Source organism: Enterobacter cloacae complex sp. SHL022 (genome assembly GCF_049237785.1).
Lineage (GTDB): Bacteria > Pseudomonadota > Gammaproteobacteria > Enterobacterales > Enterobacteriaceae > Enterobacter > Enterobacter hormaechei_C.
The window spans coordinates 114,509-140,408 of sequence record NZ_JBMKJH010000008.1 but is presented as its reverse complement, the minus strand read 5'-3'; the positions used below and the strand labels follow the sequence as shown (position 1 = coordinate 140,408).

Here is a 25,900-nt window from a genome sequence, read left to right as displayed (position 1 = left end):
CTGCTGCGCGGTCGCGCTGTGAAGGATTCAGGTGCGATATAAATTATAAAGAGAGGAAGAGAACAGTGAATAAATCTCAACTGATTGACAAAATTGCTGCGGGTGCTGATATTTCTAAAGCGGCAGCTGGACGTGCTTTAGATGCTTTAATTGCTTCTGTTACTGAATCTCTGCAAGCTGGGGACGACGTTGCACTGGTAGGCTTCGGTACTTTTGCGGTTAAAGAGCGTGCAGCCCGTACTGGCCGCAACCCTCAGACCGGCAAAGAGATCACCATTGCTGCCGCTAAAGTGCCGGGTTTCCGTGCAGGTAAAGCGCTGAAAGACGCAGTAAACTGATTGCTTTCCCGCTCCAGGGAAGCTGAAAAGTACAAGGGCGCATCGTTTGATGTGCCTTTTTTGTTTGTCCAGACCTGATTTGTGCGAGTTTATGCGAGTTGTGGGCTGACAATTGCCCTGTTTTCTTGTCACAATACGCCTTTACGCGCGACGGTCAGGATTTTCCGTCAGCGTCAGGTAACCAGTCACCTACAGCGGAGTGTTGTTACACCATGATGGACAGCTTACGCACGGCTGCTAACAGTCTCGTGCTCAAGATTATTTTCGGTATCATTATCGTGTCGTTCATATTGACCGGTGTGAGTAGTTACCTCATCGGCGGTGGCGCGAACTACGCCGCAAAAGTGAATGGCCAGGAAATTAGCCGTGGGCAGTTCGAGAACGCTTTTGCTGGTGAACGTAACCGCATGCAGCAACAGCTGGGCGACCAATACTCTGAACTTGCAGCCAACGAAGGCTATATGAAAAACCTGCGTCAGCAGACGCTAAACCGCCTTATTGACGAGGCGCTGCTGGATCAGTACGCGAAAAGCCTGGGTCTGGGCATCAGCGATGAGCAGGTTAAAAAAGCCATCTTCTCGACGCAGGCTTTCCAGTCTAATGGGAAGTTCGACAACGCGCGTTACAACAGCATTGTTAACCAGATGGGTATGACGGCTGACCAGTACGCTCAGGCACTGCGTAACCAGTTGACCACGCAACAGCTGATCAACGCGGTGGTGGGCACCGATTTCATGCTGAAAGGTGAAACTGAAGAGCTGGCGGCACTGGTGGCGCAGCAACGCGTGGTGCGTGAAGCGACGATTGATGTCAACGCACTGGCAGCGAAACAGCAGGTTAGCGACGCTGAAGTTAATGCTTACTACGAGCAAAACAAGAACAACTTCATCTCTCCGGAACAGTTCCGCGTAAGCTATATCAAGCTGGATGCAGCGGCGATGCAGGAAAATGCGACTGACGCCGAGATCCAGTCTTATTACGACCAGCATCAGGATCAGTTCACTCAGCCGCAGCGTAACCGTTACAGCGTGATCCAGACCAAAACGGAAGCAGAAGCGAAAGCCGTGCTGGACGAGCTGAACAAAGGCGCTGATTTCGCCACCTTAGCGAAAGCAAAATCCACCGACATTATTTCTGCCAAAAACGGCGGTGATATGGGCTGGCTGGAAGAGTCAACTACCCCGGATGAGCTGAAAAATGCAGGCCTGAAAGAGAAAGGCCAACTGTCTGGTGTAATCAAATCCTCCGTCGGCTTCCTGGTGGCGCGTCTGGACGATGTTGTGGCGGCGAAAACCAAGCCGCTGGCTGACGTTCGTGATGATATCGCTGCGAAAGTGAAGCAGGAGAAAGCGCTGGATGCCTTCTATGCTCTGCAACAGAAAGTGAGCGATGCCGCAAGCAACGACAACGAATCACTGGCGGGCGCTGAGCAGGCTGCTGGCGTGAAAGCGGTTGAGACGGGCTGGTTCAGCCACGAAAACCTGCCGGAAGAACTGAACTTCAAACCGGTTTCAGATGCCATTTTCAATGGTGGTCTGGTCGGTGAGAATGGTACGCCGGGCAGCAACTCAGATATCATTACCGTTGACGGTGATCGTGCGTTCGTACTGCGCGTCAGCGAGCACAAAGCCGAGGCAGTGAAGCCCCTGGCGGAAGTGAAAGATCAGGTGGTGGCGCTGGTGAAACACAACAAAGCGGCACAGCAGGCAAAACTGGATGCAGAGAAAATTCTGGCCGACCTGAAAGCCGGTAAGAACGATGCGCTGAAAGCGGCTGGCCTGAGCTTTGGCGAAGCAAAAACGCTGAGCCGTACCGGTCAGGATCCTGTCAGCCAGGCGGCGTTTGGTCTGAGCCTGCCGGCGAAAGACAAACCTGTCTTTGGCACCACGACCGATATGCAGGGTAACGTGGTGGTTCTGGCGCTGGATGAAGTGAAAGCCGGCACGCTGCCAGACGCGCAGAAGAAGGCCATGGTTCAGGGAATTACCCAGAACAATGCCCAGATTGCTTTCGAAGCGTTGATGAGCAACCTGCGTAAAGAAGCCAAAATCAAGCTGGGTGATGTGGTCACTCAGGAGCAATAATTACGTGTCTGCTCGCAGATTTTCGTAACGTTCTGCAAAAACTAAAGGCCGCTTTCGCGGCCTTTTCCATTTCTGCAATCTGCTGTTTGTCCCTGTTTTCCCGTGCGGCTATCGTGGCATGGCTGTCAACAAACAAGGAGAAAACAGCATGAAATGTGGAATCAAAGCACTGTTAATTACACTGGCTATTGCCACTTCCGGGATGAGTGCGGGCGCGCTGGCGGCGTCACCCTCGTCTAAAGCCCAGGCTGCACAAACTCAGGCCGATGCAACGTCACAAGGTCAGGTTAAAGCCAACGCGACGGCCAGCACGAAAGCCATTGAGGACGAGGGTACGCGGGTCAGTATTAATACTGCCTCTGCGGACGATCTTGCCCGCGTAATGAATGGCGTGGGCCTCAAAAAAGCGCAGGCCATCGTCAGCTATCGTGAAGAGTATGGTCCTTTCAAAACCCTTGACGATCTCAAGCAGGTGCCGGGTATGGGCAGCGCGCTGGTTGAGCGCAATCTCGCACACCTGACGCTGTAATCGCGTAATCACTTGCACTGCGGCAAAAATTTGCCAGGATAAAGAGGTCATACCAGTTATGACCTCTGAACCTATAACAACGAAAGGCTATTGCGCTATGCAGACACAAATCAAAGTCCGTGGTTATCACCTCGATGTTTACCAGCACGTCAATAACGCCCGCTACCTTGAATTTCTTGAAGAGGCGCGCTGGGACGGCCTGGAGAACAGCGAAAGCTTCCTGTGGCTAACCGCACACAACATCGCGTTTGTGGTCGTCAATATCAACATTAACTACCGCCGCCCGGCTGTGCTGGGGGATGTGCTCACCGTGACCAGTGAGGTTCAACAACTGAATGGCAAAAGTGGTGTATTGAGCCAGGTCGTTACGCTGGAGCCAGAAGGGCAGATTGTGGCCGATGCGCTGATCACCTTTGTCTGTATCGATCTCAAAACCCAGAAAGCGTTGCCGCTGGAAGGGGAGTTGCGCGAAAAGCTGGAGCTGATGATCGCGTAAATTTTTGTCTTTTATAAAAGACAAGAAGGGTTTTCAGGGATAAAATCATGAACAGGGACTACGTTGTTAAACGTTACCGAACCCGCGACGGAAAAATATCGTTTGAGGATTGGGTAGCAAAGTTGAGACGAAAGGATCCGGAGCTGGCGTTTCGGATCCTTCTGCGAATCGACCGCGCTGAGAAGGGGAATTTTGGCGATTACCGTTATCTCAGAGAGGGTGTCTGGGAGTTGAAGGTTGATAGTGGTCCCGGTTATCGAGTCTATTTTGCGGTCCAGCACCGGGAAATCTTATTGTTGCTGATCGGCGGTGACAAAAAGAGCCAGAAAGCGGATGTGATGCTGGCAATAGATTACTGGAAAGATCATCAAAAGGATAAACTCCATGAGCAAAAGTGAGCGAAAATTCTCAAGTACCGTCAGCCATGATGAAGCTGTAGTCAAAATGCTGCGCGAAAATCCTTCTTACGCGCAACTCTATCTGCAAATTGCACTGGATGAAATTTACGAGGACCAGGGGATCCCAGCCTATTTGATTGCCCTCAGACGCGTTATCGAAGCGCGCGGCGGTATTGGAGAGATTTCAGCCAAAGCGGGGCTTTCACGTCAGCAGCTATACCGTACCCTGTCCGAAAATGGTAACCCAACGCTGACTACACTGATGAAAATTACCCGTGCTGCCGGTGTAAAACTGTTCGACAGCACGGTCAGGTAGCCCTTATTTCAGCCCGGTCTTTTTCTGCATTGCGGCCATAACGCCCGCTTTATCCGCAAAATAATGATTCAGACCGTTCGCGCGCAGGTTACAGGCGGCACACTGCCCACAGCCGTCCCCTTTAATGCCGTTGTAGCAGGTCAGGGTCTCGTTGCGAACGACATCCAGCTTGCCCCAGTAGTCGGCCAGCGCCCAGGTTTCAGCCTTATCCAGCCACATCAGCGGCGTTTCGAAGCGGGTCTCTTTTGCCATTCCCAGATCGACGGCGTGATTGAGTGCTTTCACGAATTCATCCCGGCAGTCCGGGTAGCCAGAGAAGTCGGTCTCACACACGCCCGTGATCACCGCTTCGGCTTTCACCTGGTAGGCATAGATCGCCGTCAGGGTCAGGAAGAGAATGTTGCGGCCCGGTACGAAGGTGTTCGGAATGCCGCTGGCATCCGGTTCGTAATCAGGCACCGGAATGCTGTCGCGGGTGAGGCTGCTGACGGCCAGTTCATTTAACAGCGTCACGTCCAGCACTTTATGAGCGCGGGCGCCCAGTTTGAGAGCCAGTTCACGAGCGACATCGATTTCAGCGCGATGACGCTGACCATAATCAAAAGTGACGCAGTGCACTTCATCATACTGGTGAAGCGCCTGAATCAGGCAGGTGGTGGAATCTTGTCCTCCGCTGAACACGACGACGGCACGTTTCATAGATCATCTCGACAGTTACAGTAAAAGCGTCATGTTAACGCCTGGCTAAAGCGGCGACCAGCTTCTTCACGCGTTTGGTGGAGGAAGCCAGGCTTCGGTGAAGTCAAACCAGCCGCGAGTGTTAAGGCGTATGCCGTTGACGCCCGGAGGCGCGCTGATTTGATACTGGTAGTTAAAGAGCGGCGTCAGGACGGCTGTCTCCATTAACCGGCTGAATATAGCCTGAATTCCTGCGTGTCGGTCACGCTCGTCGGCCTGCGACTGCACCGCATCCAGCGTGGCCTGCAAATGGGCGAATGCCGGTGCGCTCAGCAGATGCGGCCAGAGCGCATCGCAGCGGAGCCACTGCTCAAGCGTGTACGCCGGCGCTTCGCCAATCAGTCTGTCTCCCATCATGATGTCTGCATCGGCAAGCTGCTGGCACCCGTCCCACGTTTTGGCGTCATGAAAGATGACGGTCAGTTCACAACCCTGCCGCGCAAGGTATGCTTTTAACTGGCTGGCCATGGTGTGAAGCTCAACCGGCAGGTGGTAGACCAGCGTCAATGCCTCTGGCAGCGCAACGTCGGTTAAATCAGGCCACTGGGGGATCGCCCAGCCGGGAAGCAGTTCCTCGGTAGGAGTGATGAGCCCTTCGTTCAGGGGAAGCGTGTGCAGCAGCGTTGAGAGATGAATGATATTAATCAGCCGCTTTGCCTGAAGTTCGCTCAGACGTGGACTCTGTTTTAGCGTGAGGTAGCAGAAGCCCAGACTGGTGCTGTTACTCACCAGCCGCAGGCTGGCCAGCTCGTCGGCCTCGCCAATGGCGATTTGCACCGGGTGGCGACAGCTGGTGCCCAGACTGTAGTCAAAAAGCTGGGGCGTGATCCAGTACTCGATAGCCTTAAGCAACGGATGGCCAAGATGATACTGCTCGTGGCTTTCCAGACGCACCAGTTCAGGCTCAAAAACGCTCAGCCGAAAGGGACCGCTGCCTACCACAGGGTAATCGGGATGCGCCAGACGGCTACAGTAGGTTGCCAGCCTGTGCGCCAGCCAGTAGTCAGGTTGATGGAGAATAAACGTCAGGCACTGCGGGTGCGTGGTTTCGATACGTAAGACGCTGCGGAACAGCGTGCCCATGCCGGGCTGCGATAACAGCGCCGTCAGGCTTTGCCGGAGCTGTGCCGTCTCTATTTTATCGCCGTTATGCCAGTGCAGGGTGGAGCGAATGTAGAAATGCCAGCGCAGGCCGTCAGCAGAGACTTCCCAGTGATGCGCCAGATCGCCCGTGGGTTCACTGCTGTTACCATTAAAACGCGTCAAACCAGAGAATACCTGTCCCGCCAGATGCTGCTCCGCCCGGCCAGGGAGAAACCCCGGCTGAAGCGGCTCCAGCGAGCGATAGTAGGGAATACGCAGCGTCGGCGTATCGTTCTGCCACTGCCCGCCCATAAACGGATGCAGCAGCGATCGCAAATCTTCAGGCGCGAGCTGGGCCAGCTCCAGCGCGTTGTGCTGCTGTCCACTTTTCAGGGCCTCTTCCATCATCGTATTACGCAACGAATCCGGGGTGACGTGAAAGCGTAATTCCCCACGCTTACCTCGTCCGGAGCGGGCGTGCCAGCTTAGCCAGCCCGCCTCCTGCGCCTGGCGCAGCAGGGTGCGAACATGTCGCTCGCTGCAAAAGCAGCGGCTGGCAAGTTCACTGATGGTCACCTGCTGTGGTGCGCCGGCAGACGGGTGCCACAGACGCTGATACTGGTTAAGACGGTTAAGCTGGCGCATGAAAAACCCGGAACAATAATTATCATCTATTCACTATTACTTCCGTATATCCCACGTAATACTGATGCACAAGTTAACCGCATCACATTTCGGGAGTAATCATGGCTCGGCTCGCTGCATTTGATATGGACGGCACGCTGTTAATGCCGGATCACCGTTTAGGGGAGAAAACCCTGAACACTCTTAAGCGCCTGCGCGAGCGTGAAGTTACCCTGACGTTTGCTACTGGTCGTCATGTGCTGGAGATGCGCCATCTGCTGGGGACATTTGCCCTCGATGCGTTCTTGATCACCGGCAACGGAACGCGCATTCACTCCGTCGACGGCGATGTGCTGCACCGTCAGGATCTGAATCCGGAGGTGGCGGACATTGTCCTGCACAGCACCTGGGATACGCAGGCCAGCGTGCATGTTTTTAATGATGAAGGCTGGTTTACCGGGCGTGAGATCCCGGCCTTGCTGCACGCACACGTTTACAGCGGCTTTAAATATCAGCTTATCGATTTGCGCCGCATTCCGGCACACAAGGTGACCAAGATCTGCTTCTGTGGCGATCACGACGATCTCTGCCGTCTGCGTATTCAGCTTAACGAGGCGCTGGGCGAACGGGCGCACCTGACCTTCTCGGCGGTGGACTGTCTTGAAGTGCTGCCGGTGGGCTGTAACAAAGGATCCGCGCTGGCGGTGCTGAGCGATCATCTTGGGCTGACGATGCAGGACTGTATGGCCTTTGGTGACGCCATGAACGACCACGAGATGCTGAGCAACGTAGGTCGTGGGCTGATTATGGGGAACGCGATGCCGCAGCTTATCGCCGCGCTCCCGCATTTACCGGTTATCGGACACTGTCGTAACGAAGCGGTGTCCCATTTTTTGACGCATTGGCTGGACAAAAATAACCTCCCATATTCCCCCGAATAGTGAGACCCTTCCAGCAAGCCAGGCTAAGCCTGGCTTTTTTTATTTCACCAGCTGCGAAATCTGCGCTTTCCAGGGCTCAACATCGCCAATATTGGCCTGCACCCATTCTGCGTTGTAATAGGTGTCCAGGTATCGCTCCCCGCTGTCGCACAGCAGCGTGACGACAGAGCCGGTACGGCCTTCTTCACGCATCCTCGCGGCCAGCTGTAGCGCGCCCCACATATTGGTGCCGGTAGAAGCCCCGACTTTACGGCCAAGCTGTGTCTCCAGCCAGTGCGCCGTCGCGACGCTGGCGGCATCCGGCACGCGGAGCATCTCATCCACAACGTCCGGAATGAACGAGGGTTCGACGCGCGGGCGACCAATCCCTTCGATCTTGCTCCCCACGGGGCTGCGCAGGCTCGCATCGCGGGATTGCCAGTAATCGAGGAACACCGAGTTTTGCGGGTCAACCACCATCAGCTGCGTATCATAACCCTGACAGCGGATATAACGTCCGATGGTGGCGGAGGTTCCGCCCGTGCCCGCGCTCATGACAATGTAAGAGGGGACAGGATGCGGCTCATGGGTCATCTGGCGGAAAATGCTGTCCGCAATGTTATTATTGCCGCGCCAGTCGGTGGCGCGTTCGGCGAAGGTGAACTGGTCCATATAGTGACCATTCAGCTCGCGGGCCAGCATTTCGGAGGCCGCATAGATTTCGCAGGCGCTGTCCACAAAGTGGCAGCGTCCGCCGTAAAATTCGATCTGTTCAACTTTACGTTTCGCCGTGCATGAGGGCATCACGGCGATAAACGGCAGGCCCAACAGGCGGGCAAAGTAGGCTTCGGAGACGGCAGTTGATCCGGACGACGATTCAATAATCGTGGTGCCTTCTTTAATCCAGCCGTTACATAAACCGTATAAAAAGAGTGAACGCGCCAGGCGATGCTTCAGGCTACCGGTAGGATGGGTACTTTCATCTTTCAGATAGAGCTGAATACCGGGAAATCCCGGCAGAGGCAGGCGGATTAAGTGGGTGTCTGCCGAGCGCTGATAGTCGGCATTTATTTCGCTGATGGCATGTTTAACCCAGGTGCTATTCATCGTAGTTATCCATTTGTCATTTTGTGCCCAGCATAGCGAAAAGCACAGAAAAAATTGTTGCTATCTGACCTTTAAAATAGAATGTAAGGAGAATAATTTTCTCTTCGAGGTGGCTATGTTAGATAAAATTGACCGTAAGCTGCTTTCTTTGCTGCAAAGCGACTGTACCCTCTCTTTGCAGGCGCTGGCAGATGCCGTTAATCTGACCACCACACCGTGCTGGAAGCGCCTCAAAAAGCTGGAAGATGATGGCATTCTGCTGGGACGTGTGGCGCTGCTGGATCCCGAAAAACTGGGGCTTGGACTGACCGCCTTCGTCCTGATAAAAACGCAGCATCACAGCAGCGAATGGTACTGCCGCTTCGTCACGCAGGTTTCCGACATGCCCGAGGTGCTCGGCTTCTGGCGCATGGCGGGGGAATACGACTATCTGATGCGCGTTCAGGTGGCAGACATGAAGCGCTACGATGATTTTTACAAGCGGCTGGTCAATAGCGTACCGGGCTTGTCCGATGTCACCTCCAGCTTCGCCATGGAACAGATTAAATACACCACAGCGTTACCCATTGAATAACTTCTTAAAATACCTTCAGGAAAAGACCGCGTGCGATTATTTGCCCAATTAAGCTGGTACTTTCGTCGGGAGTGGCAACGCTACCTCGGCGCAGTGGCCCTGCTTATTATCATTGCCATTCTGCAACTGATCCCCCCCAAAGTGGTGGGCTACGTCGTGGATGGCGTTACCGAACAACATTACACCGCCGCACGGGTGATGATGTGGGTCGGTACGCTGGTGCTGACGGCCGTGGTGGTTTACCTGCTGCGTTATGTCTGGCGCGTGCTACTGTTCGGTGCGTCCTATCAGCTTGCCGTTGAGCTGCGCGAGGACTTTTACCGTCAGCTGAGCCGCCAGCACCCTGAGTTTTATCTGCGTCACCGTACCGGGGATCTCATCGCCCGCGCCACTAACGATGTAGACCGCGTGGTGTTTGCCGCCGGTGAAGGGGTGTTAACGCTGGTGGATTCCCTGGTGATGGGCTGTGCGGTATTAATTGTGATGTCTACGCAAATTAGCTGGGAGCTCACGCTGCTGGCGCTGCTGCCAATGCCGCTGATGGCGCTGGCAATTAACCGCTACGGCGAGCAGCTCCATGAACGCTTTAAGCTGGCGCAGGCGGCGTTCTCGTCGCTGAACGATCGCACCCAGGAGAGCATGACCAGCATCCGCATGATCAAAGCGTTTGGTCTGGAAGACCGTCAGTCCGCACTGTTTGCCGCCGACGCCGCCGATACCGGCGCGAAAAACATGCGCGTGGCGCGTATTGATGCCCGTTTCGATCCGACAATTTATATTGCGATTGGCATGGCGAACCTGCTGGCGGTGGGCGGCGGCAGCTGGATGGTGGTGCGAGGCACCATGACCCTCGGGCAGTTAACCAGCTTTGCGATGTACCTTGGGCTGATGATCTGGCCAATGCTGGCGCTGGCCTGGATGTTTAATATCGTTGAACGTGGGAGCGCCGCTTACAGCCGTATCCGCGCCATGCTGGCGGAAGTGCCGGTCGTGAACGATGGCAGCGAGCCGGTACCGGAAGGTCCGGGTATTCTCAAGGCTGATATCCGCGCCTTTATCTACCCGCAAACGGAACATCCGGTGCTTGAGAACGTCAGTTTCACGCTGCGTCCTGGTCAGATGCTGGGCATCTGCGGCCCGACGGGCTCCGGTAAAAGCACCATTCTGTCACTGATTCAGCGCCATTTTGACGTGAGCGAAGGCGATATCCGTTTCCACGACATCCCTCTGCCACGTCTGCTGCTGGATGACTGGCGCAGCCGCCTGGCGGTCGTCAGCCAGACGCCGTTTTTGTTTTCAGACACCATTGCCAACAATATTGCGCTCGGGTGTCCGACGGCGACACAGGACCAGATCGAGCACGTGGCGCGTCTGGCCAGCGTCCACGAGGATATTCTGCGCCTGCCGCAGGGCTACGACACGGAAGTGGGTGAGCGGGGCGTTATGCTCTCCGGCGGACAAAAACAGCGTATCTCTATTGCCCGCGCGCTACTGCTGGACGCTGAGATCCTGATTCTGGATGATGCGCTGTCCGCGGTTGACGGGCGTACTGAACATCAAATTCTGCATAACCTTCGCCAGTGGGGAGAGGGGCGCACGGTCATCATTAGCGCGCACCGTCTGTCGGCGCTTACCGAAGCCAGTGAAATTCTGGTGCTTCAGCACGGGCATATTGCCCAGCGTGGTCAGCATGAGCAGCTCGCCGGGCAGACCGGCTGGTATCGGGATATGTACCGCTATCAACAGCTTGAAGCCGCGCTGGATGAGGAGGTGGCCGATGCGTAAGTTTGGACAGATGTGGCCGACGTTAAAACGGCTGCTGGCCTATGGCTCACCGTGGCGCAAACCGCTTTCCATCGCCGTGCTGTTGCTGTGGATCGCCGCGATTGCGGAGGTGACCGGTCCGCTGCTTATCAGCTATTTCATCGATAACATGGTAGCGAAAAGCTATTTGCCTCTCGGCCTGGTCGCCGGGCTGGGCGTGGCGTACGTCGGGCTACAGCTGACGGCGGCAGGGCTGCATTACGCGCAGTCACTGCTCTTTAACCGGGCCGCCGTGGGCGTGGTGCAGCAGCTGCGCACGGACGTGATGGATGCCGCGCTGCGCCAGCCGCTGAGCGAGTTTGATACCCAGCCGGTCGGGCAGGTTATTTCGCGCGTCACCAATGACACCGAGGTGATCCGCGACCTCTATGTAACCGTTGTTGCAACGGTTCTGCGCAGTGCCGCGCTAATTGGCGCGATGCTGGTGGCGATGTTCAGCCTGGACTGGCGGATGGCGCTGGTGGCAATCACCATTTTCCCGGCGGTGCTGATCGTGATGGTGATTTACCAGCGCTACAGCACGCCGATCGTGCGCCGCGTGCGCGCTTACCTTGCAGATATCAATGATGGCTTCAACGAAGTGATCAACGGCATGAGCGTTATTCAGCAGTTTCGCCAGCAGGCGCGTTTTGGTGAGCGAATGGGGGAAGCCAGCCGCTCGCATTATATGGCGCGGATGCAGACGTTACGCCTGGACGGTTTCCTGTTACGTCCGCTGCTGAGCCTCTTCTCGGCGCTGGTGCTGTGCGGACTGCTGATGCTGTTCGGCCTGACGACGCGCGGAACCATCGAGGTGGGGGTACTGTACGCGTTTATCAGTTACCTCGGACGCCTTAACGAACCGCTGATTGAACTCACCACGCAGCAGTCGATGCTGCAACAGGCAGTGGTCGCGGGCGAACGTGTATTCGAGCTCATGGACAGGCCGCGTCAGACCTATGGCGATGACGAACGCCCGCTGGAAAGTGGATCCATAGCGTTTGATCATGTCTCGTTTGCCTATCGCGACGACCATCTTGTCTTGCAGGATATCAACCTCGAGGTACCGTCGCGCGGTTTTGTCGCCCTGGTTGGGCATACCGGCAGCGGCAAAAGCACGCTCGCCAGTTTGCTGATGGGCTACTATCCGTTGACGCAGGGGGAGATCCGTCTGGACGGACGGCCGCTTGCCTCGCTTAGCCACAACGCGTTGCGTAAGGGCGTCGCGATGGTGCAGCAGGATCCGGTGGTGCTGGCGGATACCTTTTATGCCAACGTGACGCTGGGACGTCCTTTCACCCCTGAGCAGGTATGGGAGGTGCTGGAAACGGTGCAGCTGGCAGATCTGGCGCGCGGGTTAAGCGAGGGGATCAATACCCGGCTGGGTGAGCAGGGCAACAACCTCTCCGTCGGGCAAAAGCAACTTCTGGCGCTGGCGCGCGTGCTGATTGAGACGCCGCAGGTGTTAATTCTGGATGAAGCGACAGCAAGCATTGACTCCGGTACCGAGCAGGCGATCCAGCAGGCGCTGGCTGCCGTGCGGGATCACACTACGCTGGTGGTGATCGCCCACCGCCTGTCAACGATCGTCGATGCCGATACCATTCTGGTTCTGCACCGTGGCCAGGCCGTTGAACGGGGTACACACAGAGCGCTGCTTGAGGCAAAAGGACGCTACTGGCAGATGTATCAGTTGCAGCTGGCAGGCGACGAACTGGCCGCCAGCGTGCGCGAGGAAGAGTCACTCAGCGCCTGATGCACCATAACAAGGCAATGCGCTAACAGACTTAACCGTTGGTGCAAAACTGAAACGCACCCTGCACTGCCATGGTGCGTTTTTTTTTCACTTTTTCCCGGCGCATGCGCGCCGCGGCGCTTTCCTCCTCACCTTTCACTTCTGGCACACCCTTTGCAATATCACTCTCGTGTTAGCTGCGGCCATTACCGAATTCTGACTGGAGGGGATATATGAAGCTGGTTACGGTGGTAATCAAACCATTCAAACTCGAAGACGTGCGTGAAGCGCTGTCTTCCATGGGTATTCAGGGACTGACTGTCACCGAAGTGAAAGGCTTTGGGCGTCAGAAAGGTCATGCCGAGCTTTATCGCGGGGCGGAATACAGCGTTAACTTCCTGCCAAAAGTGAAAATTGATGTGGCGATTGCCGACGATCAGCTTGATGAGGTGATTGATGTCGTCAGCAAAGCGGCCTACACCGGAAAAATTGGCGACGGCAAAATTTTCGTTGCCGAACTACAGCGCGTTATTCGCATCCGTACCGGCGAATCTGACGAAGCGGCGTTGTAAGTAACTCCTGGCACACAGTGATAGGGATCGAGAAAATGAAGAAAGCAACAATGAAAACAGGTCTGGGGTCGCTGGCACTGCTGCCGGGCCTGGCAATGGCTGCACCTGCTGTGGCAGACAAAGCCGATAACGCCTTTATGATGATTTGCACCGCGCTGGTGCTGTTCATGACGATTCCGGGGATCGCGCTGTTTTACGGCGGCCTGATTCGCGGCAAGAACGTACTCTCCATGCTGACGCAGGTTGCCGTCACGTTCGCGCTGGTGTGCGTGCTGTGGGTGGTTTACGGTTACTCGCTGGCCTTCGGGGAGGGCAACGCCTTCTTCGGCAACGTTAACTGGGCGATGCTGAAAAATATCGAACTGACCGCGGTAATGGGCAGCTTCTATCAGTATATTCATGTCGCGTTTCAGGGCTCATTCGCCTGCATCACCGTGGGGCTGATTGTGGGCGCGCTGGCTGAGCGTATCCGCTTCTCTGCGGTACTGATTTTCGTGGTGGTCTGGCTGACGCTCTCCTATATCCCGATTGCGCATATGGTCTGGGGCGGTGGTCTGTTGGCTTCCCATGGCGCGCTGGACTTTGCGGGTGGTACCGTTGTGCACATCAACGCCGCGGTAGCAGGCCTGGTAGGCGCCTACCTGATTGGCAAACGCGTGGGCTTCGGGAAGGAAGCATTCAAGCCGCACAATCTGCCGATGGTCTTTACCGGCACCGCCATCCTCTACTTTGGCTGGTTCGGCTTCAACGCAGGTTCAGCCAGCGCCGCTAACGAAATCGCTGCACTGGCCTTCGTGAATACCGTTGTGGCAACCGCCGGCGCTATCCTCTCATGGGTATTTGGCGAGTGGGCCGTTCGCGGCAAGCCATCGCTGCTGGGTGCCTGTTCCGGGGCGATTGCCGGTCTGGTAGGTATTACGCCAGCGTGCGGTTACGTGGGCGTAGGCGGTGCGCTGCTGATCGGTATCGTCGCAGGACTGGCGGGGCTGTGGGGCGTTACCGCACTGAAACGTGTTCTGCGCGTTGACGATCCGTGTGATGTATTCGGCGTGCATGGTGTGTGCGGCATTGTCGGCTGTATCATGACCGGTATCTTTGCTGCCCAATCTCTGGGCGGTGTGGGTTACGCAGAAGGCGTAACCATGGGGCATCAGGTGCTTGTACAGCTGGAAAGTATCGCGATCACCGTTGTCTGGTCGGGTGTTGTGGCCTTTATCGGTTACAAGCTGGCTGATATGACCGTTGGGCTGCGCGTGCCGGAAGAGCAGGAGCGCGAAGGCCTGGACGTCAACAGCCACGGCGAGAATGCCTATAACGCATAATTTGAGTGCCTTGCCGGGCGGCGGCTTCGCCTTACCCGGCCTGAAAAAGCGTAATTTGCAGGCCCGGTAAGCATAGCCACCGGGCTTTTTACCTCACCCGCGATTACGCATCACACCTTCCTGCACGGTAGAAGCCACCAGCACGCCATCCTGGGTGTAAAATTCCCCGCGAACAAAACCGCGCGCGCTGGACGCAGAGGTACTTTCCACGCTGTAAAGCAGCCATTCATTCATATCGAATGGACGGTGGAACCACATGGAATGGTCAATTGTGGCTACCTGCATCCCTTTTTCGAGGAAGCCCACACCGTGCGGCTGTAGCGCAACCGGCAGGAAGTTGAAATCCGACGCATAACCCAGCAGATACTGATGCACGCGCAAGTCTGCCGGTACGCTGCCGTTGGCGCGGATCCACACCTGACGGGCGGGCTCAGCGGTATGCCCCTTCATTGGGTTATGAAATTCGACCGGGCGGATCTCCAGCGGTTTATCGCACAGAAACTTCTCTTTTACCTGCGGCGGCAACAGATGCGCGAGTGCGCGGGCTATTTCGGTTTCCGATTTCAGATCGTCCGGCGACGGGGCAGGCGGCATCTTTTTTTGATGTTCATAGCCCGGCTCTGGCGCCTGGAAGGAGGCGGTCATGTAGAAGATGGGTTTCCCATGCTGGATGGCCGCCACGCGACGGGCGCTGAAGCTTTGGCCGTCACGCAGAACTTCCACGTCGTACACAATCGGTTTAGCGCTGTCACCGGGGCGTAAAAAGTAGCTGTGGAATGAGTGCACCAGACGGTCTGCCGGAACTGTCTCCTTAGCGGCATATAGCGCTTGCCCCACGACCTGGCCCCCAAAAACCTGGCGTAAGCCTAAATCTTCGCTCTGTCCGCGAAAAAGCCCTTCTTCTATTTTTTCCAGGTTCAGCAATGTCAGCAGATTGTTCAGTGCCTGACTCATAGTGGTCCTCAATAAACGCCGTGGCGAAAGATACGCTGAGTATAACGCAGAAACGATAGTGGTCCGATGGGTAGAATAATCTTAATACCTGGGCAAAATTAGGCATAAATCCGTGATTTGTGCCACACTTGTTTACGTTATGTGAATAAAACGACATCGGATGGGATCGATCCCGCCGGTGCATTGATGATAAGGAGACTTCAATGAAACTCGTGCCTATGTTAAGCGGTGTTGCAATGGCGGTGGCGTTGTCCGCCTGTGCGGATAAGAGTGCCGATGTAGCGGTACCAACGGCGACCCCAAACGGGATTAACACCCTTTCACAGCAAGCTATTCGACAGCCCAACGTGTCCGGTACCATCTGGATCAAACAGAAAGTCGCTCTGCCGCCGGACGCGGTTTTAACGGTCACGTTATCCGATGCGTCTCTGGCGGATGCACCGTCTAAAGTCCTTGCACAGCGTGCAGTTCGTACAGAGGGTAAACAGGCGCCGTTCAGCTTCGTGCTGCCGTACAACCCGTCTGACGTCCAGCCTAACGCGCGTATCCTCCTGAGCGCGGCGGTAACGATCAACGATAAGCTGGTCTTTATCACCGATACCGTACAGGAAGCGGTCAACAAAGGCGGCACCAAAATCGACCTGACCCTGGTACCGGTGCAGCAAACTGAAGTGCCTGTTGCAACGCAAACCAATCAGCCGACTCTGCCTACACCCCCAACACAGATGTAATTTTCCTTCGCCCTCTCCATGTTGACGGGAGAGGGCGTCAGTACTCCCAGCGATACTTCTGCATATCAATCTGTCCTGCCCCGGACACCTGCACCCCTTCTGAGAGTAATGCCTGACGCTGGCGCTGCAAGTCTGGCCCGGTGAGGGAAATGGCACCATGGCGATTGACGACCCGGTGCCACGGTAACGTGCTTCCCTCCGGTAGCCTTCTCAGCACGCCGCCAACCTGACGCGCCGCGCGCGGAGAACCCGCCAGCCGGGCGACTTCCCCATAGGTCGTGACACAGCCTTCCGGAATCGAAGCCACGATTTGCCACACTCGCTGTGGGAAAGTGTCATGTTCGTCCATTGTTTCTCCTGCGGGAAATCAGCGAAGGGTAATGTTATACGAAGATAAAGAAGATTGTCGGGGCAGTTTGCGCAATAATCCAGCATCCGGTTGTCAGCGGCTTGCAATTGAGGTGCTCCACAGGGATAATGCGCCAGCGCGTTGGTTATCAACGCTCTCAATGGGGGCTCTGTTGGTTCTCCCGCAACGCTACTCTGTTCACCAGGTCAGGTCCGGAAGGAAGCAGCCAGGGCAGACGACGTGGGTGCCGGGATGTAGCTGGCAGGGCCCCCACCCATTTGTGATCCTCTCAGTTGTTCCCCTGAATAAACCTTCTAAATTATGTGACTATTGTATTTTCTGTAATACAGCCTTCATTTAACTGAAATAATAATGTCATAAACCTGTAATAATAGACTGTCATTTTATTTTCGGATGCCTTTATTCTGTCATAAGCTAAAAAATATATATCTGGATAACAAACTTATCTTCGTGTATTAAATTAAACACGTGTTCCGAAAGGATGTGACAATCATGGTTACTGCGGTTTTAAACGTTAAAATTGATGAAGCGCTAAAAGAAAGACTTCGCCACTATGCGGAAGACAATAATGAGAATTTAAGCGTGACCACAGAGAAACTGCTGCTGCTGGCATTTGAAGCAGTAGAAGAGGCGGGAGTATCGGAAGAGGATGTTGATAATCAGCATACGGAAGAAGAGAGCGTAACTCCATTTACTCCTAAAGAAATCAAAGCACTACGTAAACTTCTGAAGAAGAGAAAATGAAACAACAACTATCGACTGCCAGTGACTACAACGAGGCCTGCAATCTGTTACGTTCCGGCTACGTGAAACATGTTCGTCTTGGCTGGAATGTAGGAAGTGATGAGTTCTTTCGAATTGCGTCTGACTGGTGTGATACCGGTGCAAAAATAAAGAAAGAAGGGGATAATTTCATTATTTCGCTGAAAGGCTTCCCGATTCCTCCTCAACATTAAGCTGTTCTTCATGAAAACTGCTGACTGCATGCGTTACAGTCAGCAGTTTTTATTGTTTCTGGCGAATAATTTACACCAGGCTCCGTTTTACTGGCGCTACACTTTTATTTAACGCACGCCACAGCGGTTTGATCCGCAATAATGCCTCTTCAAGTTCCGGCGGACTGAGTGAGAAGGGCATTCGCAGATAGCGGTCAAACGCGCCTGAAAGCCCAAAGCGCGTGCCGGTGCCCATAATGATGCCTGTCGTCTCGGCGCGTGCCGCCAGCTGCGTCGCCAGCATGCCGGGTAATTCAATCCAGTATGAGAGCCCTCCCTCCGCTTCCTGAAACCGCCATTCGGGGAAATGTTCCCGCAGCATCTGGCCGCAGCGGTCGCGACGTTCTGCCAGCATTTCCCGCCGGGCAGGCAGGAAGGTTTCACTGTTTTCGATAAGCCACAGCGTGGCCAGTTGTTCCAGCACCGGAGAACCCAGATCCAGCGTGTCGCGCGTCTGCGCGAGCGTGGCGATAGTGCGGGACGAGGCGCGGATCCAGCCGAGACGCAGCCCACCCCAGAAACTTTTGCCTGCGGAACCCAGCGTCATCACCGCGGCCTCCGGGTTAAAGGCGGCCAGCGGCGGCGGCGGGGGAGCATCGAACCAGAGATCGACCATGGTTTCATCCACCACCAGCGTGGTGCGGGTTTGCGCGGCGATGTCGGTTATGGTCTGGCGCGTCGCGGCATCCATGCAACGCCCGGTCGGATTATGAAAATCCGGCATCAGATAGGCCAGACGCGGGGCGGTCTGGGCGAGCGTTGCGGCAAAACCGTCGGTATCCCAACCCGTTTCAGGCAGCGAGACGCCCACGGGCCGGCATAGTGCTCCCTGAATGGCGGCTATTGCCAGCGGGTAAGTGGGATGATCCACCACCACGCGATCCCCGGGACCGGTCATCATTCTTAAGATCAGGGCAAAGCCGCTGACGGCGCCGTTCACCACCATCACTTCGTCTGCCCGGGTGGGCAGACCGCGTGCGGTGTAGCGGGCGGCGATAGCTTCACGCAGCGCCGGAAGCCCAAGCTGATCGTACCCGGTCAGCGCCAGATTCGGCGTGATGGCCGTCAGCGCGTGGGCGTAGGCCTGGTGGATCTCTGGCCCCGCATTGAGCGCGGCGGTTGAGAGATCCAGCGCCGCACTGGCTGTGGAAAGCGTGGGCACGGCGCGGCTGTCTGGCAGGATCGCCCGTGAACCGCTGCCGTGACGGCTCTCCAGATAACCTTCTTCCCGCAGATGCGCCAGCGCGCTGCTGATGGTGGTGCGGCTTACGCTCAGTGCGGTGGCCAGCTCCCGCTCTCCGGGCAGGCGCGTGTTTAGCGCCAGCCTGCCATCCAGAATCAACAGGCGTAACGCGTCAGCCAGCTGGCGCCACAGCGGGGTACGGGAAGAGGCTTGCTGCCAGTGCCCTAACAGGCGTACCAGAGACTGGCTTCCAAAACGACGTGATGACATGTGCAGTCCACTATTTGAAAACTGGACATTAATCATAGTGCCATTTTCACCGAAGATGGAACCTGGTTCTTCGGAGAAGAGAAAATGGTACGTCGTCTGGTACAACTTTATGTCGGTTTAGGCCTGTACGGGCTTTCAACCGCGATGTTTATTCGTTCGGATCTGGGTGTCGACCCTTGGGATGTCTTTCACCTTGGCGTCGCCATCCAGACAGGGATGAGCATCGGCACGGTGATTATTTTAACCGGGGCAGCGGTGCTGCTGCTGTGGATCCCGCTGCGTCAGCTGCCGGGGCTGGGCACTATCAGTAATGTGATTTGTATTGGTCTGGCGGCAGATGCGTCAATGGCGCTGATCCCTGAGCTCACCTCGCTGCCCGTGCGCATCACCCTGCTGGTTTCCGGCATTGTGGTTAACGCCCTTGCCACCGGGATGTATATCGGCGCGGGTTTTGGCGCAGGCCCGCGCGACGGCCTGATGACCGGCATACACGCCCGGCTGGGCTGGTCGATCCGCAGCGTGCGTACCGCGATCGAGGTGACTGTGTTGATCGTCGGCTACCTCCTCGGGGGAGCGTTTGGCGTTGGAACCGTGCTGTATGCATTAACCATCGGCCCGCTGATCCAGCTCTGTTTGCCGTGGTTTCGCCAGAGACCGCGCATTCAGAAAGCTGCACAGCCGGAGCGGATTGTTTAATTTTGCGAAGCGCTCACAGGCTATGATGGCGTAACTGTGTCAGAATAGAGACTTCTCTTTTCACGACGCCAGAATGTATGAAAGCGATCACTCTTTATGACGTTGCCCGCGTGGCAGGCGTTTCTTATCAGACCGTTTCCCGGGTGATTAACGACGCGGAACACGTTTCTGCCCGTACGCGGGAAAAGGTCCGGCAGGCCATGGCGGCGCTACACTATGTGCCCAACCGTGGCGCGCAGCAGCTGGCCGGGAAACGCACCCGCACGCTGGGGCTGATGACCAGCGATCTGGCGCTACATGCGCCGTCGCAAATCGCCTCAGCTGTAAAATCCCGGGCAGTGGAGCAGGGTGCTAGCGTACTCATCTCCATGGTGGAGCAACCCGCGCAGTGTCAGGCTGCTTTGCAGGAATTACTGGCGCAGCGCGTAGAGGCGCTGCTGGTGAACGTTCCGCTGGAAGATGCCCTGGCAGAAATGCTTCAGGAAATGGCCTCGCCGACCCCGGTTCTTTTTCTCGATGTGTCCCCCACAGCTCGGGTTAACAGTCTCGTTTTCAATGCCGAACAGGGCGCTGCCCTGGGGGCAGAGCATCTGCTTTCGCTGGGGCACCAGCGAATTGCGCTGCTCGCCGGGCCGGAAAGTTCTGTCTCTGCCCGGGCTCGTCTGGCGGGATGGAAAACCACGCTGGCTCAGGCCGACGTGGAGGCGTTTGCGGTGGCGCAGGGCGACTGGAGCGCGGCTTCGGGCTATGAGAAAGGGCATCAGCTCCTGGCGGGCGCGCAGCTGCCGGAGGCGATCCTCGTCGCTAACGATCAGATGGCGCTTGGCGTTTTACGCGCCTGTGCGGAAAAAGGCGTTGCGGTACCGGGGCAGATCTCGGTTGTCGGGTTTGATGATACGGCTGACAGCGCGTGGTTTTCACCTCCGCTCACCACCGTTCGGCAGGCGTTCCGCGAGGCCGGTGAGCGCAGCGTGGAGTGGCTGATGGCACCTGCCCATCACCACGAACGCAGGCAGGAACAACTTCCCGTTACGTTGATCGTGCGTCATTCCACCGCGCCGCGCGCCGCACAGCAGGCCGATCGTGAAGATCTTGCGCAACAGCTCAGAACGCTGGCGCTGCTGGCGGAGAAACTGGCGCGCAGCTAGCACTTTTGTGATCGTGCTCGCCTGGTGACGATCAAAGTCTTTACCGCTACCGTTTACCAGGGCATGTTGGCTAAAATTGTGAGCGCTTCGCAAAGAGGTTGATATGTCTTCTACATTGCCGCTGACTCTCAGCGCACTTCTGGCGCGTCGTGACTGGGAAAACCCGGGTGTGACGCAGTGGAATCGTCTGGCCGCACACGCGCCTTTTCATAGCTGGCGCGATGAAACCTTCGCCCGCGAGGATAAGCCTTCGCGGAGCAAGCGTCTGCTTAACGGCATCTGGCGATTCAGCTTTTTCCCGGCGCCAGAGCAGGTTCCGGAGGCATGGATAACGGACGATCTGGCTGATGCCGTTGAGATGCCCGTGCCGTCGAACTGGCAGATGCAGGGATTTGATACTCCCATCTATACCAACGTCACCTATCCGATAAATGTGAACCCGCCCTATGTTCCGGTTGAAAACCCAACCGGTTGTTACTCGCTCACATTTGAGATGGATGACGCCTGGATGTGCAGCGGGCAAACCCGCATTATTTTTGACGGGGTGAATTCAGCTTTTCATCTGTGGTGTAACGGCCAGTGGATGGGCTATTCGCAGGACAGCCGTCTGCCTGCGGAGTTCGATCTCAGCGCGGTGCTGCGACCGGGGCAGAACCGCCTGGCGGTGATGGTGTTACGCTGGTGCGACGGAAGCTATCTGGAAGATCAGGACATGTGGCGGATGAGTGGCATTTTCCGTGACGTCTCGCTGCTGCACAAGCCGGAAACGCGAATTGCCGATTATCAGATCGTGACCGATCTGAATGCCGAATGCGATCGGGCGATACTCCGGGTTGACGTTGCGCTGGAAGGCACACGCTACGCCGAATGCGAGGTGGCGTTTACCCTGTGGCGTAACGGCGAAGCCTGCGCGCAAACCACGCAGCAGCCCGGATCGGCCATCGTGGACGAACGCGGCAGTTGGGCAGAACGGCTTAGGGTGGCGATACCCGTGAACGCTCCTGCGCTATGGAGCGCTGAAACACCGGAATGCTATCGGCTGACAATATCGCTTCGGGATGCGCAGGGTAACGTGCTGGAGACTGAAGCCTGCGATGTCGGTTTCAGACGCGTCGAAATCAGCAACGGCCAGCTGAAGCTTAACGGCAAACCGCTGCTGATCCGCGGCGTGAACCGTCACGAACATCATCCTGAGAAGGGGCAGGTGATGGATGAGGCGACCATGCGCCGCGACATCGAACTGATGAAGCAGCATAACTTCAACGCCGTGCGCTGCTCGCATTATCCGAACCATCCTCTGTGGTACACGCTTTGCGATCGCTACGGCCTGTACGTGGTTGATGAGGCGAATATTGAAACCCATGGCATGGTGCCAATGAGCCGCCTGGCGGACGATCCGCGCTGGCTGCCTGCCATGAGCGAACGCGTAACGCGTATGGTGCAGCGGGACCGGAATCATCCGTCCATCATCATCTGGTCCCTGGGGAATGAGTCCGGGCATGGGGCGAATCACGATGCGCTGTACCGCTGGCTGAAAACCACCGATCCCACGCGGCCGGTGCAGTATGAAGGCGGCGGCGCCAGTACGGCGGCAACCGATATTGTCTGCCCGATGTACGCTCGCGTCGATCAGGATCAGCCGTTCCCGGCGGTGCCAAAGTGGTCGATTAAAAAGTGGATTGGTATGCCGGACGAAACCCGTCCGCTGATCCTGTGCGAGTATGCCCACGCGATGGGCAACAGCTTTGGCGGCTTTGCCAGCTACTGGCAGGCATTCCGCAGCCATCCCCGGTTGCAGGGCGGCTTTGTCTGGGACTGGGTCGATCAGGCGCTGACGAAAAAAGCGGAAGACGGCACGGTATTCTGGGCCTACGGCGGCGATTTTGGCGATAAGCCCAACGACCGTCAGTTCTGCCTCAACGGACTGGTGTTTCCCGATCGCACTCCGCATCCCGCCCTTTACGAGGCGCAGCGTGCCCAGCAGTTCTTTACCTTTACGCTGGTGAGCACCGCTCCGCTGGTCGTCGAGATCCAGAGCGATTATCTGTTCCGTCATACTGACAACGAGTATCTGCGATGGTCGGTGGCGCGTGACGGTGCGGTACTGGCTTCCGGCGAAACCCCCCTTTCTGTTGCGCCCGAGGGGACGCAGCACGTTGAGATCCCGCTGCCTGAACTTGTCGCTGAGCCGGGCGAGGTCTGGCTCAACGTGGAGATCGTTCAGCCGCAGGCCACGCCGTGGTCGCCGCCCGGCCACCGTTGTGCCTGGGATCAGTGGCTGCTCCCGGCGCCGCTGTACCTTGCGCCACCGAAAGCAGGCGGAACCCCTCCGCAGCTAACGGTGCAGGACGAGGCGCTGGACATTACTCATCAGCAGCAGCGCTGGCAGTTTAGCCGTCTCACCGGAAACTTGACCCAGTGGTGGAACGAGGGCGCTGAAACGCTCCGTTCTCCGCTAACGGATAACTTCACCCGCGCGCCGCTGGACAATGACATTGGCGTCAGCGAGGCGACCCGCATCGATCCGAACGCGTGGGTGGAACGCTGGAAAGCGGCAGGGATGTATGAGATGTCTGCGCGCCTCCTCCAGTGTGAAGCGGAGCAGCATAACCGTGAGGTGGTGGTGACCACGCAGCACGTCTGGGAGCATCAGGGTAAAGCGCTGTTTATAAGCTGCAAGGTCTGGCGGATTGATGACCACGGGGTGCTGCACGGTGATGTGCAGGTGACGGTGGCGTCTGACATTCCTGAGCCCGCTCGCGTGGGCCTGAGCGTTATGCTGGCGGATATCCCGGAAACGGTGCGCTGGCTGGGACTAGGCCCGCTGGAAAACTATCCGGACAGAAAACTGGCGGCGCAGCAGGGGCGCTGGGCGTTACCGCTGGAAGAGATGCAGACGCCGTATATCTTCCCGACGGAGAACGGTTTGCGCTGCGACACCCGCGAGCTGACGTTTGGCTCCCATCAGTTGCAGGGACAGTTCCATTTCTCCCTGAGCCGTTATAGCCAGCGGCAGCTGCATGAGACAACGCATCAGCACTTGCTGCGGGAAGAGGCTGGCTGCTGGTTGAATCTTGATGCGTTTCACATGGGCGTAGGGGGGGACGACTCATGGAGCCCGAGCGTAGCCCCGGCCTTCATTCTGCAAAACCGCCGGCTGCGCTACACGTTTAGCTGGCAGCAGAACGGCTGAGCCGAAACGTGCGGCCACTGCCGTGGCCGCACGTAACACCGCACAATCGGTTTATTTCCTGAGGTTGTGCGCGGCCCAGAGAATGAAATCCTCTTTAGGCAGCGCCTTGCTGAAATACCAGCCCTGGCCGTACTGCACGCCGTGGCGATGCAACCATTCGATCTGCCCTTCAGTTTCAATGCCTTCTGCGACCATCGCCAGTTTAAGCGATTTGGCCATTTCGATGATGTGGGGAGTCACGTGCTTGTACTCCAGCGCATCCACAAAGGATTTATCAATCTTCAGAGTATCGACATCCAGATCCTGCAAATAGCTCAGGCTGGAGTAACCCGTGCCAAAATCATCAATGTAGATAGCGTGCCCGGCGCGGCGAAATGCAGCGATAGCAGGTACGCTGACGGCAGGATCGGCAAACCCGCGCTCGGTTAATTCAAGGGCGATCTGGCGCGGGTGGACGCCCCATTTGTTGAGCAACTGACTCAGCTGGCGAGGCAGCTCGGGGGACGTTAAATCCGATGGCGCAAGGTTGACAGAAATATGCAGTTCCGGGTGATGGTGTAGCCAGGCGCCTAGATCCTCAAATACCTCATTTACCACTAGCCGCGTCAGCGTTGAAATAAGCCCTGTCTGCTCAGCCAGCGGAACAAAGAGATTAGGCGACAGGTTACTGCCATCTGGCTGCGGCCAGCGCATCAGCGCTTCAGCACCCACCAGTTTTCCACTACACAGCGCCACGATGGGCTGGTAGTGAACCTCGATCTCCCGGTTGTTGATCGCGTCGATCAGGCGGTGACGCGGGGACAGCAAACGGCGGAGAATGCGCATGACAATAAGGGCAGCAACCAGGCTTAGCAGTATGCCAGCCGGTAGCCAGATGATCAGTTGCTGGTGCCAGGAAGCCGCCAGCGGTTTTAACGACACCCAAGCGATCACCGTAAACCCCAGTTCGGGTACAGGTTTCATCACGTACATTGAGCCGTTGTATTGCACGCGCGTAACGTCCTGCTGCTCCTTAACGACAGAGAGAATATACGGGTCGAGAACATTGCTTCTGGCAAATATATGATGGGTTGAGCTGCCCACCAGGGCGGCATCCATTGAGATTTCACCAAACGGAACAACATCCACAAGCGACGCCGGATCGACCATTACCAGATAATGTCCTTTCCCCAGAACGGCCATATAACGCTGAATGCCGAGGTCGTTTTGCGAGGTGAGCCACGCGCTATAACCATCTTCGGTGATCCGCATTGGGGGCGGTAAGATCGCCGTATCACTGGATTGTTCAAGCGATGAGCAGAGCGGTTTCAGGTTATCGATATACATCACTTCCTGGATATAGCGCCATGAGAACGCGACCCGGCGCATTTCGCGTAAATGCGGGGGAGTGCAGGGCGGGGCGTGGAATGTCTGTAGGTGCGTGAGCGCCTGTTTTGCCTGCGCAACGACTCTGTCGGTACGGAGCAGGACACGCGAGGCATAGCTGTCCAGCGCGTCCACAAATTTCTCCTCAGCCTGACGATGCGCCAGCCAGATACTGAGGCACACAGGGACCAGCACAGAGAAGATCAGTACGCCTGTCACCAGGCTGACCAGATGTCGGGTTCGCATGCTGTTTTATCCTTCCCATATGCCCGCCCCGGGCCTGGAGTTTGCGCGCCAGAGGAAAAAGTTTTTATCGGTAAATGATATAGTTATAGCATGCAACCGTCTCAGGCAGG

General features: G+C 56.5%; 25 protein-coding genes and 1 other RNA gene. 19 read left to right on the top strand and 7 right to left on the bottom strand.

The window, feature by feature from the left end; genetic code table 11:
• The first annotated feature begins 65 nt into the window (after positions 1-65).
• The 6 genes from hupB to ACOTZD_RS17270 all read left to right on the top strand — a co-directional run bounded on the left by hupB (position 66) and on the right by ACOTZD_RS17270 (position 4,161).
• Positions 66-338, top strand: a complete 273-nt coding sequence (gene hupB, locus ACOTZD_RS17295; protein WP_002444653.1) for a nucleoid-associated protein HU-beta — start codon at positions 66-68, stop codon at positions 336-338.
• Between the two features lie 212 nt (positions 339-550).
• Positions 551-2,422, top strand: coding sequence for a peptidylprolyl isomerase (ppiD, locus tag ACOTZD_RS17290; protein WP_045142051.1), 1,872 nt, complete (start codon positions 551-553; stop codon positions 2,420-2,422).
• 148 nt (positions 2,423-2,570) lie between these two features.
• Positions 2,571-2,951 carry a helix-hairpin-helix domain-containing protein gene (locus ACOTZD_RS17285; protein ID WP_003859045.1) on the top strand — a complete coding sequence of 127 codons (381 nt, stop codon included), beginning with the start codon at positions 2,571-2,573 and terminating at the stop codon, positions 2,949-2,951.
• A gap of 97 nt (positions 2,952-3,048) precedes the next feature.
• The gene (locus tag ACOTZD_RS17280; RefSeq protein ID WP_003859042.1) at positions 3,049-3,447 is read left to right on the top strand and encodes a YbgC/FadM family acyl-CoA thioesterase; all 399 of its coding nucleotides are present in this window, start codon (positions 3,049-3,051) and stop codon (positions 3,445-3,447) included.
• Between the two features lie 47 nt (positions 3,448-3,494).
• Positions 3,495-3,845, top strand: a complete 351-nt coding sequence (locus ACOTZD_RS17275) for a type II toxin-antitoxin system RelE/ParE family toxin (RefSeq protein ID WP_045346366.1) — start codon at positions 3,495-3,497, stop codon at positions 3,843-3,845.
• On the top strand, positions 3,832-4,161 hold the full coding sequence (locus ACOTZD_RS17270; protein ID WP_022650480.1) for a DNA-binding protein: 330 nt from the start codon (positions 3,832-3,834) through the stop codon (positions 4,159-4,161). Before ACOTZD_RS17275 ends, ACOTZD_RS17270 begins: the two co-directional genes overlap by 14 nt.
• Positions 4,162-4,164: 3 nt before the next feature.
• Here ACOTZD_RS17270 and queC read toward each other — a convergent pair whose 3' ends face one another.
• Positions 4,165-4,860, bottom strand: a complete 696-nt coding sequence (queC, locus tag ACOTZD_RS17265) for a 7-cyano-7-deazaguanine synthase QueC (RefSeq protein WP_015571271.1) — start codon at positions 4,858-4,860, stop codon at positions 4,165-4,167.
• A gap of 66 nt (positions 4,861-4,926) precedes the next feature.
• Positions 4,927-6,627, bottom strand: a complete 1,701-nt coding sequence (locus ACOTZD_RS17260; RefSeq protein ID WP_003859038.1) for an SgrR family transcriptional regulator — start codon at positions 6,625-6,627, stop codon at positions 4,927-4,929.
• Between the two features lie 101 nt (positions 6,628-6,728).
• Here ACOTZD_RS17260 and cof point away from each other — a divergent pair, with 101 nt between their 5' ends.
• Positions 6,729-7,547 (top strand): HMP-PP phosphatase, encoded by an 819-nt coding sequence (cof, locus tag ACOTZD_RS17255; RefSeq protein WP_003859037.1) that lies wholly within the window; start codon positions 6,729-6,731, stop codon positions 7,545-7,547.
• Between the two features lie 39 nt (positions 7,548-7,586).
• Here cof and ACOTZD_RS17250 read toward each other — a convergent pair whose 3' ends face one another.
• On the bottom strand, positions 7,587-8,633 hold the full coding sequence (locus ACOTZD_RS17250; protein WP_003859036.1) for a PLP-dependent cysteine synthase family protein: 1,047 nt from the start codon (positions 8,631-8,633) through the stop codon (positions 7,587-7,589).
• A 115-nt stretch (positions 8,634-8,748) separates the two neighbouring features.
• Between ACOTZD_RS17250 and ACOTZD_RS17245 the strand changes: the two genes are divergently transcribed.
• From ACOTZD_RS17245 to amtB, 5 genes are all read left to right on the top strand, one after another.
• A complete protein-coding gene (locus tag ACOTZD_RS17245; RefSeq protein ID WP_015571267.1) occupies positions 8,749-9,207 on the top strand; it encodes an Lrp/AsnC family transcriptional regulator in 459 nt (152 codons plus the stop codon).
• Positions 9,208-9,237: 30 nt separating this feature from the next.
• Positions 9,238-10,992 carry a SmdA family multidrug ABC transporter permease/ATP-binding protein gene (locus tag ACOTZD_RS17240; RefSeq protein ID WP_023315528.1) on the top strand — a complete coding sequence of 585 codons (1,755 nt, stop codon included), beginning with the start codon at positions 9,238-9,240 and terminating at the stop codon, positions 10,990-10,992.
• Complete coding sequence (locus tag ACOTZD_RS17235; RefSeq protein ID WP_150325091.1) at positions 10,985-12,766, top strand: SmdB family multidrug efflux ABC transporter permease/ATP-binding protein; 1,782 nt, start codon at positions 10,985-10,987, stop codon at positions 12,764-12,766. The genes ACOTZD_RS17240 and ACOTZD_RS17235 overlap by 8 nt, the downstream gene beginning before the upstream one ends.
• Positions 12,767-12,978: 212 nt before the next feature.
• The gene (glnK, locus tag ACOTZD_RS17230) at positions 12,979-13,317 is read left to right on the top strand and encodes a P-II family nitrogen regulator (protein ID WP_006809867.1); all 339 of its coding nucleotides are present in this window, start codon (positions 12,979-12,981) and stop codon (positions 13,315-13,317) included.
• A 35-nt stretch (positions 13,318-13,352) separates the two neighbouring features.
• A complete protein-coding gene (gene amtB, locus ACOTZD_RS17225; RefSeq protein ID WP_022650485.1) occupies positions 13,353-14,639 on the top strand; it encodes an ammonium transporter AmtB in 1,287 nt (428 codons plus the stop codon).
• A gap of 93 nt (positions 14,640-14,732) precedes the next feature.
• Here the strand turns inward: amtB and tesB are convergent, their stop codons facing one another.
• On the bottom strand, positions 14,733-15,593 hold the full coding sequence (gene tesB, locus ACOTZD_RS17220; protein ID WP_022650486.1) for an acyl-CoA thioesterase II: 861 nt from the start codon (positions 15,591-15,593) through the stop codon (positions 14,733-14,735).
• A 203-nt stretch (positions 15,594-15,796) separates the two neighbouring features.
• Here tesB and ACOTZD_RS17215 point away from each other — a divergent pair, with 203 nt between their 5' ends.
• Positions 15,797-16,324, top strand: coding sequence for a YbaY family lipoprotein (locus ACOTZD_RS17215; RefSeq protein ID WP_003859018.1), 528 nt, complete (start codon positions 15,797-15,799; stop codon positions 16,322-16,324).
• Between the two features lie 37 nt (positions 16,325-16,361).
• Here the strand turns inward: ACOTZD_RS17215 and ACOTZD_RS17210 are convergent, their stop codons facing one another.
• Positions 16,362-16,673 (bottom strand): MGMT family protein, encoded by a 312-nt coding sequence (locus ACOTZD_RS17210; protein ID WP_003859016.1) that lies wholly within the window; start codon positions 16,671-16,673, stop codon positions 16,362-16,364.
• Between the two features lie 170 nt (positions 16,674-16,843).
• Between ACOTZD_RS17210 and ffs the strand changes: the two genes are divergently transcribed.
• The 3 genes from ffs (at position 16,844) to ACOTZD_RS17195 (ending at position 17,650) form a co-directional block, all read left to right on the top strand.
• Positions 16,844-16,940, top strand: an RNA gene (ffs, locus tag ACOTZD_RS17205) — signal recognition particle sRNA small type.
• A gap of 246 nt (positions 16,941-17,186) precedes the next feature.
• Positions 17,187-17,438, top strand: a complete 252-nt coding sequence (locus tag ACOTZD_RS17200) for a hypothetical protein (RefSeq protein ID WP_006809862.1) — start codon at positions 17,187-17,189, stop codon at positions 17,436-17,438.
• Complete coding sequence (locus ACOTZD_RS17195; protein ID WP_015571263.1) at positions 17,435-17,650, top strand: hypothetical protein; 216 nt, start codon at positions 17,435-17,437, stop codon at positions 17,648-17,650. Before ACOTZD_RS17200 ends, ACOTZD_RS17195 begins: the two co-directional genes overlap by 4 nt.
• 70 nt (positions 17,651-17,720) lie before the next feature.
• Here the strand turns inward: ACOTZD_RS17195 and ACOTZD_RS17190 are convergent, their stop codons facing one another.
• Entirely contained in the window at positions 17,721-19,142 is a 1,422-nt protein-coding gene (locus tag ACOTZD_RS17190) for a PLP-dependent aminotransferase family protein (protein WP_022650488.1), read from the bottom strand.
• An 84-nt stretch (positions 19,143-19,226) separates the two neighbouring features.
• On the opposite strand from ACOTZD_RS17190, the gene ACOTZD_RS17185 reads away from it, so the two are divergent.
• The 3 genes from ACOTZD_RS17185 to ACOTZD_RS17175 all read left to right on the top strand — a co-directional run bounded on the left by ACOTZD_RS17185 (position 19,227) and on the right by ACOTZD_RS17175 (position 24,179).
• Positions 19,227-19,838 (top strand): YczE/YyaS/YitT family protein, encoded by a 612-nt coding sequence (locus tag ACOTZD_RS17185; RefSeq protein WP_023324239.1) that lies wholly within the window; start codon positions 19,227-19,229, stop codon positions 19,836-19,838.
• 77 nt (positions 19,839-19,915) lie between these two features.
• Positions 19,916-20,986: a LacI family DNA-binding transcriptional regulator gene (locus tag ACOTZD_RS17180; RefSeq protein ID WP_032608661.1), complete on the top strand. Its 1,071-nt coding sequence runs from the start codon at positions 19,916-19,918 to the stop codon at positions 20,984-20,986.
• A gap of 103 nt (positions 20,987-21,089) precedes the next feature.
• Positions 21,090-24,179, top strand: a complete 3,090-nt coding sequence (locus tag ACOTZD_RS17175) for a beta-galactosidase (RefSeq protein ID WP_058652689.1) — start codon at positions 21,090-21,092, stop codon at positions 24,177-24,179.
• Between the two features lie 51 nt (positions 24,180-24,230).
• On the opposite strand, the gene ACOTZD_RS17170 is transcribed toward ACOTZD_RS17175, so the two are convergent.
• Entirely contained in the window at positions 24,231-25,790 is a 1,560-nt protein-coding gene (locus tag ACOTZD_RS17170; RefSeq protein WP_174402108.1) for an EAL domain-containing protein, read from the bottom strand.
• Positions 25,791-25,900: the final 110 nt, after the last annotated feature.

Coding starts and splice junctions, on each gene's coding strand:
- ppiD (WP_045142051.1), top strand. CDS start 551: ATGATGGACAGCTTACGCACGGCTGCTAACAGTCTCGTGCTCAAGATT.
- ACOTZD_RS17285 (WP_003859045.1), top strand. CDS start 2,571: ATGAAATGTGGAATCAAAGCACTGTTAATTACACTGGCTATTGCCACT.
- ACOTZD_RS17280 (WP_003859042.1), top strand. CDS start 3,049: ATGCAGACACAAATCAAAGTCCGTGGTTATCACCTCGATGTTTACCAG.
- ACOTZD_RS17275 (WP_045346366.1), top strand. CDS start 3,495: ATGAACAGGGACTACGTTGTTAAACGTTACCGAACCCGCGACGGAAAA.
- ACOTZD_RS17270 (WP_022650480.1), top strand. CDS start 3,832: ATGAGCAAAAGTGAGCGAAAATTCTCAAGTACCGTCAGCCATGATGAA.
- queC (WP_015571271.1), bottom strand. CDS start 4,860: ATGAAACGTGCCGTCGTCGTGTTCAGCGGAGGACAAGATTCCACCACC.
- ACOTZD_RS17260 (WP_003859038.1), bottom strand. CDS start 6,627: ATGCGCCAGCTTAACCGTCTTAACCAGTATCAGCGTCTGTGGCACCCG.
- cof (WP_003859037.1), top strand. CDS start 6,729: ATGGCTCGGCTCGCTGCATTTGATATGGACGGCACGCTGTTAATGCCG.
- ACOTZD_RS17250 (WP_003859036.1), bottom strand. CDS start 8,633: ATGAATAGCACCTGGGTTAAACATGCCATCAGCGAAATAAATGCCGAC.
- ACOTZD_RS17245 (WP_015571267.1), top strand. CDS start 8,749: ATGTTAGATAAAATTGACCGTAAGCTGCTTTCTTTGCTGCAAAGCGAC.
- ACOTZD_RS17235 (WP_150325091.1), top strand. CDS start 10,985: ATGCGTAAGTTTGGACAGATGTGGCCGACGTTAAAACGGCTGCTGGCC.
- glnK (WP_006809867.1), top strand. CDS start 12,979: ATGAAGCTGGTTACGGTGGTAATCAAACCATTCAAACTCGAAGACGTG.
- amtB (WP_022650485.1), top strand. CDS start 13,353: ATGAAGAAAGCAACAATGAAAACAGGTCTGGGGTCGCTGGCACTGCTG.
- tesB (WP_022650486.1), bottom strand. CDS start 15,593: ATGAGTCAGGCACTGAACAATCTGCTGACATTGCTGAACCTGGAAAAA.
- ACOTZD_RS17215 (WP_003859018.1), top strand. CDS start 15,797: ATGAAACTCGTGCCTATGTTAAGCGGTGTTGCAATGGCGGTGGCGTTG.
- ACOTZD_RS17210 (WP_003859016.1), bottom strand. CDS start 16,673: ATGGACGAACATGACACTTTCCCACAGCGAGTGTGGCAAATCGTGGCT.
- ACOTZD_RS17200 (WP_006809862.1), top strand. CDS start 17,187: ATGGTTACTGCGGTTTTAAACGTTAAAATTGATGAAGCGCTAAAAGAA.
- ACOTZD_RS17195 (WP_015571263.1), top strand. CDS start 17,435: ATGAAACAACAACTATCGACTGCCAGTGACTACAACGAGGCCTGCAAT.
- ACOTZD_RS17190 (WP_022650488.1), bottom strand. CDS start 19,142: ATGTCATCACGTCGTTTTGGAAGCCAGTCTCTGGTACGCCTGTTAGGG.
- ACOTZD_RS17185 (WP_023324239.1), top strand. CDS start 19,227: ATGGTACGTCGTCTGGTACAACTTTATGTCGGTTTAGGCCTGTACGGG.
- ACOTZD_RS17180 (WP_032608661.1), top strand. CDS start 19,916: ATGAAAGCGATCACTCTTTATGACGTTGCCCGCGTGGCAGGCGTTTCT.
- ACOTZD_RS17175 (WP_058652689.1), top strand. CDS start 21,090: ATGTCTTCTACATTGCCGCTGACTCTCAGCGCACTTCTGGCGCGTCGT.
- ACOTZD_RS17170 (WP_174402108.1), bottom strand. CDS start 25,790: ATGCGAACCCGACATCTGGTCAGCCTGGTGACAGGCGTACTGATCTTC.